The following is a 14,748-nucleotide window of genomic DNA, read 5'->3' on the forward strand; positions in this document are numbered from 1 at the left end:
CAAACGGGTGCGCAAGGTGGGCGCCGGTACCGATACGCTCTATCCGGATGCCGATGCCGAGATCGATGCGACGGGAACGCCGGTTTCGGCCGGCGTCTACGCACTCGGTGCCTATACCCGCTATCCGCATATGGACATCAAGCTGGTTGGCACCAGCCCGCAATACATCCACCGCGATCACCTGTCGTCGGTGCGCTTCGTGACTGATGCGACGGGCAACCTTGTCGAGCAGACGGCCTATGCGTCATACGGCGAGCCGACCAATGCGGCGATGTCAACGCAGAAGGGTTACATCAACGAGCGGCATGATCCGGAAACGGGCCTGATGTATCTCAACGCAAGATACATGGACCCCTCCTTCGGCCGCTTCATCTCCCCCGATGACTGGGACCCCATCATCGATGGCGTCGGACCAAACCGATACGCATATGCCGCAAATGATCCCGTCAATAAATCAGATCCGAACGGGCATGTCGCTTTTGTAGCGGCCGCACCAGCTGCTTGGAAGGGTGTGGTGGTCGGCGCTGGTCTTATTGCAGCCGCTTATGCGGCTTTAACAACTTACGATGAAAATCAAGTTGCGGACGCTAACACTGCTGCGAGAAACACCTACCTGGAGGGTGGATATGTCGTTGGCGGGCACAAAGATGTAGCGAAAGAATGGAGTAGCAGAACTGAAGGTAGACAAAGTCACCACATAGTTATGCATGCTGCCGTTAGAGATCTTGCGGGGTACAGAAGAAGCAGAGCTCCTGCAATTGGATTGGATGTGACTTCACACGCACGTGCTTCCGCAATACAGACTGGAACGCCAAAAGATCTGAGAGGCAGCCTCGGTGCCGAGTATGGAATTGCTTACGATGCCCTCATCGCGGCCGGAGTTCCCGCAGATATAGCAAAGGCCCGGGTCGAATCTGCTGTCGCTTATTTTGAATCTCTCGGTCATGGTCCCGGTACCAAAACGAGAATCCCAGGACAGAGGATGCGGAAAGGCGGTAATGTAGGCATAGCTGGGTTTTCCTTGGGTTTAGGTTTTCATGAAGCAAATGAAACTCCGGAGCAATCAGGCGGTAGCTCCTCATCAAATGACAAGGATGAAGGCGGCGACTATGGAACCCGTGACTACAGATAATTCTGGGACTTCGAACGCAACAGCAATAAGCTGATTTGAATTTCCGTATGACTAGTAGGTCGCAACTCAACGGTTATGAGCTTTCTTTGCTACGAAAAATCGTTACAGCAATTGCGCAAGGTGACTTTACGGCTCTTCTAGGAATGCGAAACGTTGATTGCGACGGAAGTAGTATTTTAAGTATAGCGAGCACTATGGATGAATACGGAGCGACAGCCTTCGCCCTGCCCAATGAAAACTTCGCTGATCGGATCGATGTAGGAGAGTTTATGGATGGAAGGGGCCTCTTCGTCGAAGTAGAGTTGTTAACTGCAAATGGCATGGTGGATCCTGCGGACTACATAGTTTTAGTCTTTGAGGTTTTGCGCGACGGAACAGAGAGCAGAGTTGGTGTCCACTACGCATATTACTAGATTGCACTTAACAAGGAGGCTCAAAATTGTGAACCATTCATCAGACAAAGGGACATGGGTAGCCAGCGTTTATCTGCCAGAAATCACAGATGAACAACTTCAGCTAACGCTCGAGCTATTGGAGGAGAGGTTTCCTGGAACGTGGGACAATATGATGTGGGAAAGGCAACAACCTTTCCCGAAAGACAAGATTCCTGAACTTAGGAAAGTGTCAAAGAAAACAATTTCGTCATTGTGGGCGCTCGTCCGGGACATTGATTTTGTTAAACAAGTGCAAGACGAAGAAGCAAGGAACAGCCTCTCACGCGCCTTAATCAATGCGATAAATCAACATGCGAATAAAAAAGCCAAAGAAAAATAGAATTACATCTGAAATGATTGGCATTGGCAGGCAGATATGCGGTAATTATTTTAATTGCCTCGGCGAATACTAAATTTGCCAATAGAGCAAAATTCAAGCCATCAAATAGTATCGGTGCTTGCACCGGTACGATTTATCCCAATGCGGATGCTGAGGTCGATGCGACGGGAAGCCCTGTCTCACCCGGCATCTACGCACTTGGTGCATATACGCGCTATCCGCATATGGACATCAAGCTGGTGGCCAACAGCCCGCACTACATCCACCGCGATCACCTGTCATCGGTGCGCTTCGTGACCGATGCGACGGGCAACCTTGTCGAGCAGACGGCCTATGCGTCCTATGGCGAGCCGACCAATGCGGCGATGGCCACGCAGAAGGGCTACATCAACGAGCGGCATGATCCCGAAACGGGCCTGATGTATCTCAACGCCCGCTACATGGACCCCTCCTTCGGCCGCTTCATCTCCCCCGACGACTGGGACCCCATCATCGATGGCGTCGGACCAAACAGATACGCCTACGCACAAAACGATCCGGCCAATAAATCGGATCCAAAAGGCTGGGGATGAGCGCTACGGTGACCCACGTTACGATCCTCCAGAATCGGGAAACAAACCGACTAGGTCGGAGTGAACATATGACTGGTGCAGCATGTTGAGATTTGACTTAGTCCCTTACGTCCGTGTTGGTCCGATCGAGTTCGGCGAAACGCAAGCGAGCGTGATAGAAAAACTTGGTCCGCCGTATAAGGTGTTTCATCGTCACAAAGGTGAACGCGAGTTGACACTTAGCTATAGGGATTTGTTTCTGTTTGTCGATTTGGACCAGAATAACGGGAATGTTGAGGCAGTAATTTTCTATGGGGATGCCAACTTTTTTGTCGAGGACGTGGAAATATTAAAGCTGAAGAACAGTGATGCAATCGCATATTTGAAGCGAATTGATATTTTGATGGAGAAACAGAGCATCGATCTACTGATATCCAGAAGATGCGGAATCGCAATTCGTGAAAATAACTACGAAGAACGTGTGTTGGACGAAGACGATGACGAAGATGAAACCGGAAGTGTCCTTGCATTTGCTAAGGGGTATTATTAGTCGCGTTCCGTGACAGAACTGCACTGCAATCACCGCGTGCCTCCAATTCCAGCGCCGCGCGCACCATCGACTATCATGCGTCTGGCAATGAGGCGAAGAACACGGTCACCATTGACGGTGCGACCCATACGACGACGACGGGCATGGCAACATGACGGCGGACGGGGCAAGGACGCTTATCTGGGACGGGGCGAACCGTCTCGGTCAGGTGGTCAATGCGGCCTCCGCCACGATCGACTTTGCCTATGGACCCGACGGCAAGCGCGCATGCAAGGTCGGCGCCGGTAGCGATACGCCTACGCTCAAAACGATCCCGTCAATAAAGCCGATCCCAACAGGCATCGGTTTTCGGCGGTGATTGCATCCCGCGGTTTCTGTGGAGCTATTGCCGAAGCACTCTCTGGCATTTTGGTGGCAGAGTAGTCGGTGCTGTTGGTGAGTCGGTCGGTGTAGCGGTCATAACGGTGCTTGCTCCGATGGAACTCGGCAGTGGTTACCTTTACGGACCTGATGAGGATTAGGGTCCAAGTGTCAGCAACATGAGAGCGTGCAAATCGAATCGTGTGGTTGATTTGCTTGGTAATACGATTTACCATAGAGAAAAAGGGAGATAATGGACGACATGCTTCGAGGTATGACGTGGGACCATCCGCGGGGATATGCGTGCCTCGAGGCGGCCTCGCAACGCTATCTGGCTGAAACCGGCAACGCGATCACCTGGGACCGCCGCAGCCTTCAGGCTTTCGCCGATGCCTCTATCGAGGATCTGGCAAGGACCTATGATCTGATCGTTCTCGACCATCCGCATGTCGGTCTGATCGCGGAAACGCAATGCCTGCTCCCGCTGGATCCGCCCGATGGCGACGGCTCTCTTGGGGGGAGCCTGGAAAGTTACATCTGGAAGGGGCAGCTTTGGGCCTATCCCGTCGATGCCGCCTGTCAGGTCGCCGTCTCCCGCCCGGACCTGAAGCCGGTTCAACTGCCCCATTGGGAAGCGGTCTTCGAGGCGAAGCCGCGTGACTTCAGGATGGCCACGCCTCTGCTGCCGGTCGACGCCCTTGACCTGTTCATGACGCTTGTAGCCGGCAAGGGAGAGGAAAATCTGCCTTTCTCGGAAACGCGGTTCACGTCGAAGGCCAATGGTGTGATGGCGCTCAAGGTGCTCAAATCGCTCTACAGGCTGGGCCCGCCCGAGGCCGTTGGCTGGAACCCGATCACTGTTCTGGAGGCGATGTCGACGACGGATGAGTTTGCGTATTCTCCCGCAATGTTCGGATACATCAACTATGCGCGCGACGATTTCCGGCCGCACAAGCTGGAATATGTCGATCTGCCCAGCTTCGCCGACACCGGTCTGAAGCGCGGCATTCTGGGTGGCGCCGGGATCGGCGTCTCGGCCCGCAGGGGCAACGCGGATACGGCAAGGCGCTTTGCCGCCTGGATCGCATCGGAACCCGTGCAATCGGGCATATACATCGAAAACGAGGGACAGCCCGCCAACCCCGCGACATGGAACCGGTTGGCCGACGATCCCAGATATAGCGGTTTCCTGAAAGGCGCGCGGCGTACCATGGATACGGCATGGACCCGGCCGCGGGACATCTGGTTCCTGGGCTTTGTCGATGACGCCTGCGAGATATTCCCTGACTTTTTCCGAAAGGACAGGGACGAAGAAGATTTCTGGGCGGAGCTGAATACGCTGTACCGCCGCAATATCGCCGAGGTCGAGAAATGAATGTCGCTGTCATAACGGGTGGAAACAAGGGCCTGGGCCTGGCGCAGACGCGCAAGTTCCTGGGTGAAGGATACCGGGTCTTTGTCGTCGCGCGCTCCGAGGGCGACATCGGCGAACTCGCCGGCGACGTGCATTTCGTGAAGCACGATCTCAGCGACTGGCGGGACACGGACTATCTGGCGCGCATCCACAACGAGACCGGTCCGGTTTCCGTACTCGTCAACAATGCGGGCATGCATCTGAAGAAGCCCGTTTGGGAGGTGGAGCCGGACGAACTCGAACAACGCCTCGATCTGAACGTCAAGGCGGTTTTCGCCGCCTGCGGCCGCTATGTGGATCTGCACCGGGAAACAGGCGGCGCGATTGTCAATATCTCGTCCATGGGCGGGTTGCTGGCCTTGCCCGCGGCCGCGGCCTATGTGACGGCAAAGACGGCCGTGATCGGCCTGACACGCTCGGTCGCCGTCGACGCGGCCGCCTTCGCAATCCGCTGCAACGCCGTTGCCCCCGGCTTCATCGACACCGATATGACCAGGGCGATCCTGGAAAAAGATCCGGCGCGCCGTGCCAAGATCGAGGAACGCATACCCGGCGGCGCCTTCGGCCAGCCAGAGGATGTCGCCAACGCGGTGTTTTTCCTGGCTTCCGATCAGGCGGCGCATGTCAATGGCGTTGTGCTGCCTGTCGATGGCGGCTTCTCGATCGGGTTTTAGAGCAATTCTGAGTTAGATTGGGACATTTGATGGAGGAAAATCGGTTCACTCGGCTAGGCGCGTCGCGCAGCGCGATGTGGTGCATCGGGCAAGTGGCGCAACGACGCCGATGGGCCGATTTTCCCCACCCTCGAAAGGATTATCGGGTTGAAAATCAAAGATGAATGGGTCGGGCGATTTTGGCCCCTGGCGTTGTTGGCTCGCGCTTGTGGTGGGTTGGCACCACGGCGCGCAATCCGCCTAGCCAGTGACCAAAATCGCCACGGTCAAATGATCCAATCTAACTCAGAATTGCTCTAGACCATGTATACGAGATCGATTTTGAACGCCGCGCGCGAGATCCGGATCGAGCTGGCCGAGATGCCGGCGGAAATCGCATCGGATCATGTCCGCCTGCGCCTCGCCACGGCCAGCATCTGCGGCACGGACATGCACTATTTCAGGCATTTCGCCAATGCCGGCTTTTATCTGGACCGCCCTGTGACCCTGGGCCATGAGGCCTGCGCTTTTGTGGAGGACGCCAACGGGCACGGTTTTGCGCCCGGCCAGCTCGTGGCCATCAACCCGGTCATCAATTGCGGCGCCTGCGAAAACTGCGCTGCCGGCGATATCAATATGTGCGCCACCAAGCGCTTTCCCGGTTCCGCCACGACCAAGCCGCATATTGACGGGTTTTTCCGCGATCTCTTCGATTTTCCGGCGCGGTGCTGCCACGCCGTTGCCGAGACCGTTTCACCCGATCACCTGACCTTCGCCGAGCCGCTGGCCTGCGCCATGCATGCCGTCAATCGGGCCGGAGTTACGGTGGGGCATAAGGTGCTTGTTACGGGCTGCGGGCCGATGGGATTGCTGGCCACCGTCGGCGCGGTCGCAAAGGGCGCGGAAGTCGATGTCACCGACCTCAAACAGGAAGCGCTTGACGCGGCCGGCGCCGTGGGTGCACGTACCGGGTTCGTTATCGGAGGCAGCACACCGCCTGCGGCCGGATATGACGTGGTGATTGAGGCCAGCGGTTCGCCGCACGCCTACAATCAGGCGCTCGATGCCGTGCGCAAACAGGGCACGATCGGCGTCCTGTCGCTGATCCAGCCCAGCGAAGTCCCGATCAATCTGCACCTCAATGCGCTCAAGGAAGTAAACAGTATCGGATCGATCCTTTTCACGTCGGAGTTTGCCGATGCGGTGGCTCTGATCGAGGCGGGTACGGTGGACTTCGAGGCCATCACGGCGGCGCGCTATCCGGTGGCCGAAACCCAGGCCGCCTGCGATCTGATGGCAGAGGGGCGCGCTGTCGGCAAAGTGCTGATCAAGCCCGCCTGATCCGATGCCCGCTGGGCTCAGTAAATACTCGCGCCGCCATCCAGCCGCATTACGGCACCGGTGACCCGGCGCGACTCGTCCGACGCCAGGTAGAGCGCCAGATTGGCCACGTCGATCGGTTCCGCCGGGCCGAGGATCGACTTCTGGTAGATGGGATTGTCCGGCTTGATGAAGGCAGCGACGCGTTCGGTCAGGACAACGCCGGGCGCCATGACATTGACCCGGATATTGTCTTTGGCCCATTGCATGGCCATGGCGCGGCTCATCGCCAACACGCCTCCCTTGGAGGCGGTGTAGGCGTCCGCGCCTTCGGTTCCGATCACCGCGCGCAGGGAAGAGATATTGATGATCGAGCCTGCGCCGCCCTCCTTCATCACGGGAATCACCTTGCGGCACATCATCAGCGTGCCGAAAAGATCGACGCGGATTGTGCGCCAGAACTCGTCAAGCGACAGGTCGGTCACGGCTCCGTCTGCCGTAGAGCCGCCGCCGGCGCTGTTCAAAAGAATGTCGACCCCGCTGAAGGCTTCAATGCCCGCGGCGACCATCTGATCGACACTGGTTTCGTCACTGACATCGCCGGTCACCGGCACCGCTTCGCCGCCTGCCGCCACCACTTCCTCGACCACCTTCCCGGCGGCATCGGGATTGAAATCGGCGACGATCACCCGTGCGCCTTCTTCGGCGAAGCGCAGGACGCAGGCCCTGCCGATGCCGTTGCCGCCTCCCGTTACCAACGCGGTCTTGCCCGCCAATCGTTCCATTTGCTCTCTAGTCCTTTACGGCTTCGGCTTTGATGCCGCCAACGGCCTGTTCCGTCGGCAAAATTTCGAGTGTGGCGACATTCACATGCGCCGGCGCGTCCACGGCGAACAAAATGGCATTGGCGATGTCTTCGGGCTGCAGTTCGCGGATGCCAGAGACACCCATCGCGGCCAGCCTTTCGCGGTCGCCCTCTGCGGCCTGATAAAACTCGGACGCGACCCGGCCCGGCGCGATTTCGGTCACGCGGATGCCGGTGCCGGACAGTTCGAATCTCAGATTCTGGCTGATCCGGTGGATCGCCGATTTGGTGCCGCCATAGACGGCCGAAAGCAGCGTGTGTAGCCCGGCGATCGAGCCGATATTGACGATATGGCCGCGCCTGCGCGCTTTCATGCCCGGCGTCAGGCAGGCGATCAGATTCAACGGCGCCACCACATTGATATCGAACGCCTCCTGCAACTGGTCGGAGGTCATCCCGTCAAGGCCGCTGATCCCGTGGCCGACACCGGCATTGTTGATCAGGATATCCGGCTCGAACCCGGTCAGATGTGCTGCGTGCTCATCCAGATCGCGCACATCGGCGGCCAGAAATTCAGCGCCCGTCGCGTTTGCCAATGCGCGCAGCCGCTCTTCGCGGCGCGCAATGGCCAGCACCTGCCGCCCGGAAGACGTCAGCGCCCGCACCGTGGCTTCCCCGATGCCGCTTGTGGCCCCGGTGACAATCGCTCTGCTGAGTTCGGTCATTCGGAGGCTCCGGCGTCGTCATCCAATTCCGGAAAAAAATTCATCAGGCCATCGGGATTGATCGGCGGTACCGGCCATTGATCTCCCCGGGTCAGTCCCAGGCCCCGGTTTGGCGCGGGCCGGTAGGTACGGTTGGGCAGACCCTTGAGGTCGTTGCCTGCCAGCCATTCCAGGTCGCTGCCGTAAAGTTCCTTGCACAGCTTGTCCTTGAGTTCGGCAAGCTTGTCGGAATATTCGGGCAGGGCCGCGACGTCCGCCAGCTCATCCGGATCGGCCTCCAGGTCGAAAAGCTGGAAGTGGTTGCCCGCCGGATAGTAGATCAGTTTGAAACGCCCGTCATGGATCATGCGGCTGCTGAGTTCGCCCTCGCCGAACTCGCCGTAGAGGTGGTCGCGCGCTTCGCCGAACATCGAGCGACCGGTCACCGTCTCGGGGATTTCGATCCCGGCCAGGTCCAGGAGGGTCGGCATGACGTCGGCAAGGCACACAAGCCGATCCTCGACCGCGCCGGCCGCAACGCGCCTGTCGCCTTTTTTTCCCATCACGATCATCGGAATATTGGCGGAACTCTCATAAAAGTTCTGCTTGGCCCAGATGCCATGATTGCCGAAACTTTCGCCGTGGTCCGAGGTGAACATGACGATCGTATTGTCGAGAATGCCCTCTTCGCGAATGGTCCCGATCAAAGCGCCGATCTTCTGGTCGATCTGGGTGCACAGCGCGTAAAAGTGCCGCCGGGCCCAATCCGCCTCGACGTCCGACAGATTGTAGCGCTTCTGAAAGCCCTGCAGCAGCACGGGCAGCTCCTCTTCATCGCACCATTCGCCGCGAATGGACCGGTCCATCTCGATGTCGCGGTAAAACTCCAGAAACCGTTGCGGCGGCACCAGTGGCGGATGCGGATGGCGGTATCCCAGGTACCAGAAAGCCGGCCTCTTCGGATCCCTGCGGCGGATGATCCGGCACATGGTCTCCGTCGCCCAACTGGTCGCGTGCGCCTCCTCCGGAAGGTGCCACGTCGTGGCGCCATAGCCGTTGTTGGAGATGCCATGGCCGAACTGCTTGCCCAGCCAGCCATTGTCGCCCAGGAAAATCTCGTAATCGTCGGTGACGCCATGATGGGTGCGCCCCTCATCGTCCAGCTGGATGTCGTCGAATCCCAGGCGATCGCGTTGAGGGTAGGTGTGGGTCTTGCCGACGCCCTGCGCCTGATATCCGGCTTCGCGGAAGGTTTGCGCCATTGTCGGCAGGTGGGCGGGCATCTCGAGCTTCGCCTGAAAGGTGCGGTCTCCATGTTCGCGGGCCGAGGTGCCGGTCATCAGGCTGCGCCGTGCGGGAATGCAGACCGGATGTTCGGAATAGGCATTGGTGAACCGTGTGCCGCACTGCGCGATCGTGTCCAGCGTCGGGGTGCGGACGACCGGGTGCCCTGCGCAGCCGAGCAACTGCGCCATCCAATGGTCGGTGACGATCAGCAAGATGTTTGGCTTGGTCATTCTTTCAACGCTTTCGTTTGTGGGTACTGGCGCACATTACTGACAATTGTCGCCGCAATGATCACCGCGGTCAGCCCGAATATGGGCAGGGCAATCGGGTCGGTGAGGAAGGTCCAGATGTTGCCCTTGCTGGCAATGAGACCCTGGCGCAGTTTTTCCTCGAAGATAAACCCGAGTGCGACGCCGATCACGATCGGCGCGATCGGGTATCGTGCCAGACGCAACAGCACGCCGACCGCTCCGGCGACAACGCAGACGATAAGGTCGACCGGATTGCCGCGCACGACGAAGGCGCCGACCAGCGAAAACAACAGGATCAGTCCCATCAGGATGGGCTCGGGCACGCGCAGAAGCCGCTCGAACAGTCGGGCGCTGAGCATGCCGGTGCCGAACATGATGATATTGGCCAGCAGAACCATCATGAAAGCAGCCGTCAGTATATGCGGATTGTTGTTGACCAGATCGAAGCCCGGAACGATGCCCTTGATGGTCAGAACGCCCAACAGGACCAGCGTTCCGCCATCGCCGGGAATGCCGAGCGCCATGGTCGGGATGAGGGCGCCGCCCGTGACCGCATTGTTGGACGCCTCCGATGCGATCAGACCGTCGGGTTCGCCCGTGCCCAGCTTGTCCCGGTTGGGCGAGAATTTCTTTGCTGCTGTATAGCTGACAAATGTCGCTGCCATGGCGCCCGTGCCGGGCAGAATGCCGATGAACGTTCCGATCGAGCAGGCGCGAAGCAGTTCCTTCCACCGCGCGATCACGTCCGAAAGCGGCGGAAGCCGGAAGCCGACATTCATCTCGGCCCCGGTGCGGTGCGTACCTTGCAACAGTGCCCTGTGATAGACCTCGGACAGGGCAAATAGACCGATCAGGATCGGGATCAGGGTGAACCCTCCGCGCATGATGTCCGAGCCGAAGCTGAACCGGGTCATGCCGGTGTAATTGTCCTGCCCGACCGTTGTCAGAAACAGTCCAAGCACGCCGCCAAGCAGGCCCTTGGCCATGCTGCCGGAGGACAGCCACGCGATGCAGGTCAGCGCGAAAAGAACGATTGCGAAGATGGCCGATGGACCGAAGGCCACCGAGACGCGCGCAAGCGCTGGCGCCGCGACGATCAGGATGATCAGCGAAAAGATGCCCCCGATGAACGAGGCCAGCGTCGCCCAGCCGATGGCCAGATCCGCCTTGCCGGCCTGCGCCATCGGATAGCCGTCAAGGACCGTCGCGGCCGATTGCGGGGTGCCGGGCGTATTGATCAGTATGGCCGAGATCGATCCGCCATAGACGGAAGTCACGTAGATTGCCATGAAAAGGGCCATCGCGCTTTCGGTCGGCATCGCGAAAGTGAAGGGCAGGGCGATAATCAGTGCCGCAACCGTGCCCATTCCCGGCAGGACCCCGGCAACGGTGCCCCATATCCCGCCGATCAGCAGCGCCACGAAAACGGTCGGAGAATTGAATAGGCCCAGCGCGGAATAGAAGAGCTCCATGGTTCACAGCCTCCCGAACCAGGGCGAGCGCGGCAGCCAAAGCTCGAAACCGAAGGTGAATATCCACCAGATCAACAAGGGCGCGGCGATGCTGAGCACCAGAAGAATGGCGATCCGCCTGTAGCCGAACGCATAGCAAAAACAGAAAAAGCCAGGTATCGCCGCAAACACGAAACCGACATAAAGCATTGCCAGTCCAGTCACGGCGCCGATGGAACTCACCAAGACCATCCGGCCGATATGCTGTCCGACCGGGCCCGTATCCTCCGAGCGCATTGCGTTGAAGAAAACGATGGCTGACAGGACGATTGCAATGATGAGATACCCGCGCGGCGCAAATGCCGGTCCGACATCGCCACCAAAAGTCGGCACGTCGAAGTCGCTGGAATATGTCAGGACAAGAAACAGGATCGACGTGGCGAAAAACACTGCGGAGATCGTAAGGTCAAGTGCGCGCATTTTCACCTCCGGCCGACTTGGCAGGGCTCTGCGGTCTCAAATCGCGGCGCCCCCGAATACCATCGCATTCGGGGGCAAAGAGTGAAATATCAGTTTTTCACCAGACCGGCATTTCGCAGCAGCTCGCCGTTCTCTTCAAACGCCTTGCGGAAAAAGGCGCCGAATTCATCGGCATTCATGTGGCGAATTTCACGATTGGCCTTTTCCATATTCGCGGTAAAGCCTTCCGATGTGATGGCGGCCTCGCAAGCGGAATCGAGCTTGGCAACGACATCGTCGGGTGTGCCTGCCGGTGCGAATACCCCCATCCAGACAGCGATGTCCGCGGGATGGCCCTTGTCGCCTGATGTCGGAACATCGGGATGGATTTCGGACCGTTCAGGCGCAAAGATGGCCAATGCGTTCAGGCCGAAGCGTACGTCGAAGTCCGAGAACCAGGCCGTCGCATCGGCGCGCCCGCCCTTGAGTTCATTCATTGCATCGCCGCCACCCTTGGTGGGCAGATAGCCGACGTCGACACCCCACATGGCGCCGAGTGCGACAGAGGTGACATGCGCCAGCGAACCCGGTGCCGCGCCGGTAAAGGTGATGCCGTCACCTTTGGCCTTGGCTTCCAGGTCTTCCCAGGTCTTGAACTCGCTGTCCGCGTCGACGACCAGATAAAACGGCCCCGAGGCCACCATACAGATCGGAATGAAGCTGTCGACGCCATAGCTGGTGCCGCGCAGATGCGGCTGGGTGGTTGTGGTGCCGACGGGCATGAAGCCGAGACTGTACCCGTCGGCAGTTGCCGTCGACAGCTGTGTCGCGCCGACCGTGCCGCCCGCTCCGGTCACATTGCTGACAACGACGGATTGACCAAGCTCTTTCTCCAGCTCTTCGGCAATGAAACGCGCCGGAACATCTGCCCCTCCGCCGGCCGCAAAAGGCACCATCAATGAAATGGTGCGATCGGGATATTCTGCCCAGGCCGCGCCTGCCGTACAGATTGTCAAAGCCGCCGCCGAGCACAAGGTCTTTAGGACCGAATTCATCATGTATTCCTCCCGATTTGTTTTGTTTCACTGCGAGCTTAGCTTGACAGAAAATACCTGGCTATTGTTGATTGTCTGGCGTCAACAATTGGAGGAAAAGCGCTTGGCCAAGGGCCAGAAAAGGCTGACGCAGAGGGATGTTGCGAAGGCTATCGGCATGTCGGACATGACCGTGTCCCGTGTGTTGGCCGGCAGGGGCGTGGTCAACAGCAAGACACGCGAAAAAGTCCTGAAGGCCGTTGCCGAGATGGGTTACGTTCCGAACCGTGTGGCGGGCTCTCTGGCGAGCGCCCGGTCCAACCAGGTCGGTGTCGTCCTGCCTTCGATCACCGTCGGAATTTTTCCGGACGTCGCCGCCGGTATTGCGATGGAACTGGAAAAGGCGGGCTACAACCCGGTCATCGGAATAACCGATTACGATCCGGACCGCGAGGAACGGCTGATTGAATCGATGCTGTCGTGGAATGCGGCAGGCATGATCGTCAATGATTTCGTGCACACCCGCCGTGCCGCCAAACTCCTTTCCATGTCGCCGGCGCCGGTGGTGGAGATCATGCAGGTCGCAGGCGATCCCATCGATCATTGTGTGGGCTTCAACCATTTCGAGGCCGGGGCCGAACTGGTTCGCCATCTCGTCTCCCGCGGCTACAGGCGCTTCGGCTTCCTGGGGTGGCACGGAATGGAATTTGCCGCATCGGCCCGCTTTGAAGGGGTCCAGACCGTCCTGTCGCAAGCCGGGTTCGAGCTCTTTGCGCCGAGCTGGTACAATGCGCCGCCGGGCATTGAGGACGGAACCCAGGGGCTGCGGGAACTGCGCGCGGCGCGGCCCGATATCGATGTCGTCATTTTCGGCAATGATCTTATGGCGACAGGTGGGTATCTTCTGTCCATGAAAATGGGGTGGCAGGTGCCCGCAGATATCGCCCTTGCCGGTTTCGGCGGCATGGAAATCGGGCAGTCGCTGAGCCAGAAGCTCACCACCATAGATTTTCCGCGTCAAGGTGTGGGCCGCACCGCCGCACGCACTATCCTGAATCTGCTTGTCGGCCAGGCAATGCCGAAAGTCCGGGAATTTCCCTTCGATCTGCTCATTGGCGAAACGGCCTAATCAATATCGTAGACAAGACGAAGGCCGGTGTGCGACGTGGAACTGTCCGGCGATGTGCCGCTGCGCGCCGCGATCCTGTAGCGGTAGCAATAGCTGATATGACACAGGAAAGAGCCGCCCTTGACCAGCTTGTACCCGCGCGTGCCGGCATGCGCGGTGCGGGCGGCCTTCTTCAACGACCGGACCTTGAATGGTTCCGATGTCCATTCCCACGTATTGCCGACCATGTTGAACAGACCGTAGCCGTTTGGTGCGAATGACTGTGCCGGGGCCAGCCCCTCATAGCCATCGAGTGCCAGGTCCTTCTCGGGAAACGTTCCCTGCCAGATATTGCAGGGAAAGATGTCTGTATCGTCCGGTTCTTCGTCGCCCCAGGGAAACCGCACATCGCCCAGACCGCCGCGGGCGGCGTGTTCCCATTCGGTCTCGCTGGGCAGCCGGCCGCCGGCCCAGGATGCGAATGCGCAGGCATCGTGCCAGGAAATGTGAACCACCGGATGTTCCGGCGCGCGCCGATCGGCGCTGCCCGGACCGAAGGGGTCGCGCCACGAGGCGCCTTGCACCTCGCACCACCACGGGGCGGCGGCGACCCTCGGTTTGTCACGTTCCGCGGCAGGCAGAAAGTTCTGGAAGACAAAGGAGGATCCGAGTTTCTCGGCATCGGTTTCATAACCGGTCGCGGAGACGAACTCTTCGAACCGGGCGTTGGTAACGGCCGCCGGATCGATCCGGAACGGTTTGACGCGTGTCGTTCTAAGGGGGCCTTCGCCGTCCGCCGCCAGGACGGGCCGGTTTGTTCCCAGAAGTGAACGCCCGCCGGGAATATGTATGCTCGATTGCTGCGGCTTCGCCAATGGTTCTCGTGACGAAAGGG

Annotated in this window: 17 protein-coding genes; 10 read left to right on the forward strand and 7 right to left on the reverse strand. The window is 59.0% G+C overall.

What is annotated here, in order from left to right:
* The 9 genes from OOZ53_RS23515 to OOZ53_RS23555 form a co-directional block, all read left to right on the forward strand.
* A partial coding sequence (locus OOZ53_RS23515; RefSeq protein WP_271092211.1) for an RHS repeat-associated core domain-containing protein occupies positions 1-1,132 on the forward strand: 1,132 nt, incomplete at its 5' end.
* A gap of 47 nt (positions 1,133-1,179) precedes the next feature.
* Positions 1,180-1,545, forward strand: coding sequence for a DUF7668 domain-containing protein (locus OOZ53_RS23520; protein ID WP_271092212.1), 366 nt, complete (start codon positions 1,180-1,182; stop codon positions 1,543-1,545).
* Between the two features lie 28 nt (positions 1,546-1,573).
* Positions 1,574-1,906: a hypothetical protein gene (locus OOZ53_RS23525; protein ID WP_271092213.1), complete on the forward strand. Its 333-nt coding sequence runs from the start codon at positions 1,574-1,576 to the stop codon at positions 1,904-1,906.
* Positions 1,907-2,130: 224 nt separating this feature from the next.
* Positions 2,131-2,478 (forward strand): RHS repeat domain-containing protein, encoded by a 348-nt coding sequence (locus OOZ53_RS23530; RefSeq protein ID WP_271092214.1) that lies wholly within the window; start codon positions 2,131-2,133, stop codon positions 2,476-2,478.
* Between the two features lie 82 nt (positions 2,479-2,560).
* Positions 2,561-3,007: a hypothetical protein gene (locus OOZ53_RS23535; protein WP_271092215.1), complete on the forward strand. Its 447-nt coding sequence runs from the start codon at positions 2,561-2,563 to the stop codon at positions 3,005-3,007.
* A 151-nt stretch (positions 3,008-3,158) separates the two neighbouring features.
* Positions 3,159-3,365: a hypothetical protein gene (locus tag OOZ53_RS23540; protein WP_271092216.1), complete on the forward strand. Its 207-nt coding sequence runs from the start codon at positions 3,159-3,161 to the stop codon at positions 3,363-3,365.
* Positions 3,366-3,629: 264 nt separating this feature from the next.
* Positions 3,630-4,742: an extracellular solute-binding protein gene (locus OOZ53_RS23545; RefSeq protein ID WP_271092217.1), complete on the forward strand. Its 1,113-nt coding sequence runs from the start codon at positions 3,630-3,632 to the stop codon at positions 4,740-4,742.
* Entirely contained in the window at positions 4,739-5,455 is a 717-nt protein-coding gene (locus tag OOZ53_RS23550) for an SDR family NAD(P)-dependent oxidoreductase (protein ID WP_271092218.1), read from the forward strand. The genes OOZ53_RS23545 and OOZ53_RS23550 overlap by 4 nt, the downstream gene beginning before the upstream one ends.
* Positions 5,456-5,776: 321 nt before the next feature.
* A complete protein-coding gene (locus OOZ53_RS23555) occupies positions 5,777-6,775 on the forward strand; it encodes a zinc-dependent alcohol dehydrogenase (RefSeq protein ID WP_271092219.1) in 999 nt (332 codons plus the stop codon).
* Positions 6,776-6,792: 17 nt separating this feature from the next.
* Here the strand turns inward: OOZ53_RS23555 and OOZ53_RS23560 are convergent, their stop codons facing one another.
* From OOZ53_RS23560 to OOZ53_RS23585, 6 genes are all read right to left on the reverse strand, one after another.
* Positions 6,793-7,539 carry an SDR family NAD(P)-dependent oxidoreductase gene (locus OOZ53_RS23560; protein ID WP_271092220.1) on the reverse strand — a complete coding sequence of 249 codons (747 nt, stop codon included), beginning with the start codon at positions 7,537-7,539 and terminating at the stop codon, positions 6,793-6,795.
* A gap of 7 nt (positions 7,540-7,546) precedes the next feature.
* Positions 7,547-8,284: an SDR family oxidoreductase gene (locus OOZ53_RS23565; RefSeq protein ID WP_271092221.1), complete on the reverse strand. Its 738-nt coding sequence runs from the start codon at positions 8,282-8,284 to the stop codon at positions 7,547-7,549.
* Positions 8,281-9,780, reverse strand: a complete 1,500-nt coding sequence (locus OOZ53_RS23570; RefSeq protein WP_271092222.1) for a sulfatase-like hydrolase/transferase — start codon at positions 9,778-9,780, stop codon at positions 8,281-8,283. The genes OOZ53_RS23565 and OOZ53_RS23570 overlap by 4 nt, the downstream gene beginning before the upstream one ends.
* Positions 9,777-11,273, reverse strand: coding sequence for a tripartite tricarboxylate transporter permease (locus OOZ53_RS23575; protein ID WP_271092223.1), 1,497 nt, complete (start codon positions 11,271-11,273; stop codon positions 9,777-9,779). Before OOZ53_RS23575 ends, OOZ53_RS23570 begins: the two co-directional genes overlap by 4 nt.
* Before the next feature lie 3 nt (positions 11,274-11,276).
* Complete coding sequence (locus OOZ53_RS23580; RefSeq protein WP_271092224.1) at positions 11,277-11,732, reverse strand: tripartite tricarboxylate transporter TctB family protein; 456 nt, start codon at positions 11,730-11,732, stop codon at positions 11,277-11,279.
* Positions 11,733-11,821: 89 nt separating this feature from the next.
* Complete coding sequence (locus OOZ53_RS23585) at positions 11,822-12,769, reverse strand: Bug family tripartite tricarboxylate transporter substrate binding protein (protein ID WP_271092225.1); 948 nt, start codon at positions 12,767-12,769, stop codon at positions 11,822-11,824.
* 100 nt (positions 12,770-12,869) lie between these two features.
* Between OOZ53_RS23585 and OOZ53_RS23590 the strand changes: the two genes are divergently transcribed.
* Positions 12,870-13,874, forward strand: coding sequence for a LacI family DNA-binding transcriptional regulator (locus OOZ53_RS23590; protein WP_271092226.1), 1,005 nt, complete (start codon positions 12,870-12,872; stop codon positions 13,872-13,874).
* Here OOZ53_RS23590 and OOZ53_RS23595 read toward each other — a convergent pair.
* Complete coding sequence (locus tag OOZ53_RS23595; protein WP_271092227.1) at positions 13,871-14,728, reverse strand: formylglycine-generating enzyme family protein; 858 nt, start codon at positions 14,726-14,728, stop codon at positions 13,871-13,873. The genes OOZ53_RS23590 and OOZ53_RS23595 overlap by 4 nt on opposite strands.
* Positions 14,729-14,748: the final 20 nt, after the last annotated feature.

The organism is Allohoeflea poritis (assembly GCF_027889715.1).
In the GTDB taxonomy this organism is placed as follows: Bacteria; Pseudomonadota; Alphaproteobacteria; order Rhizobiales; family Rhizobiaceae; genus Hoeflea_A; species Hoeflea_A poritis.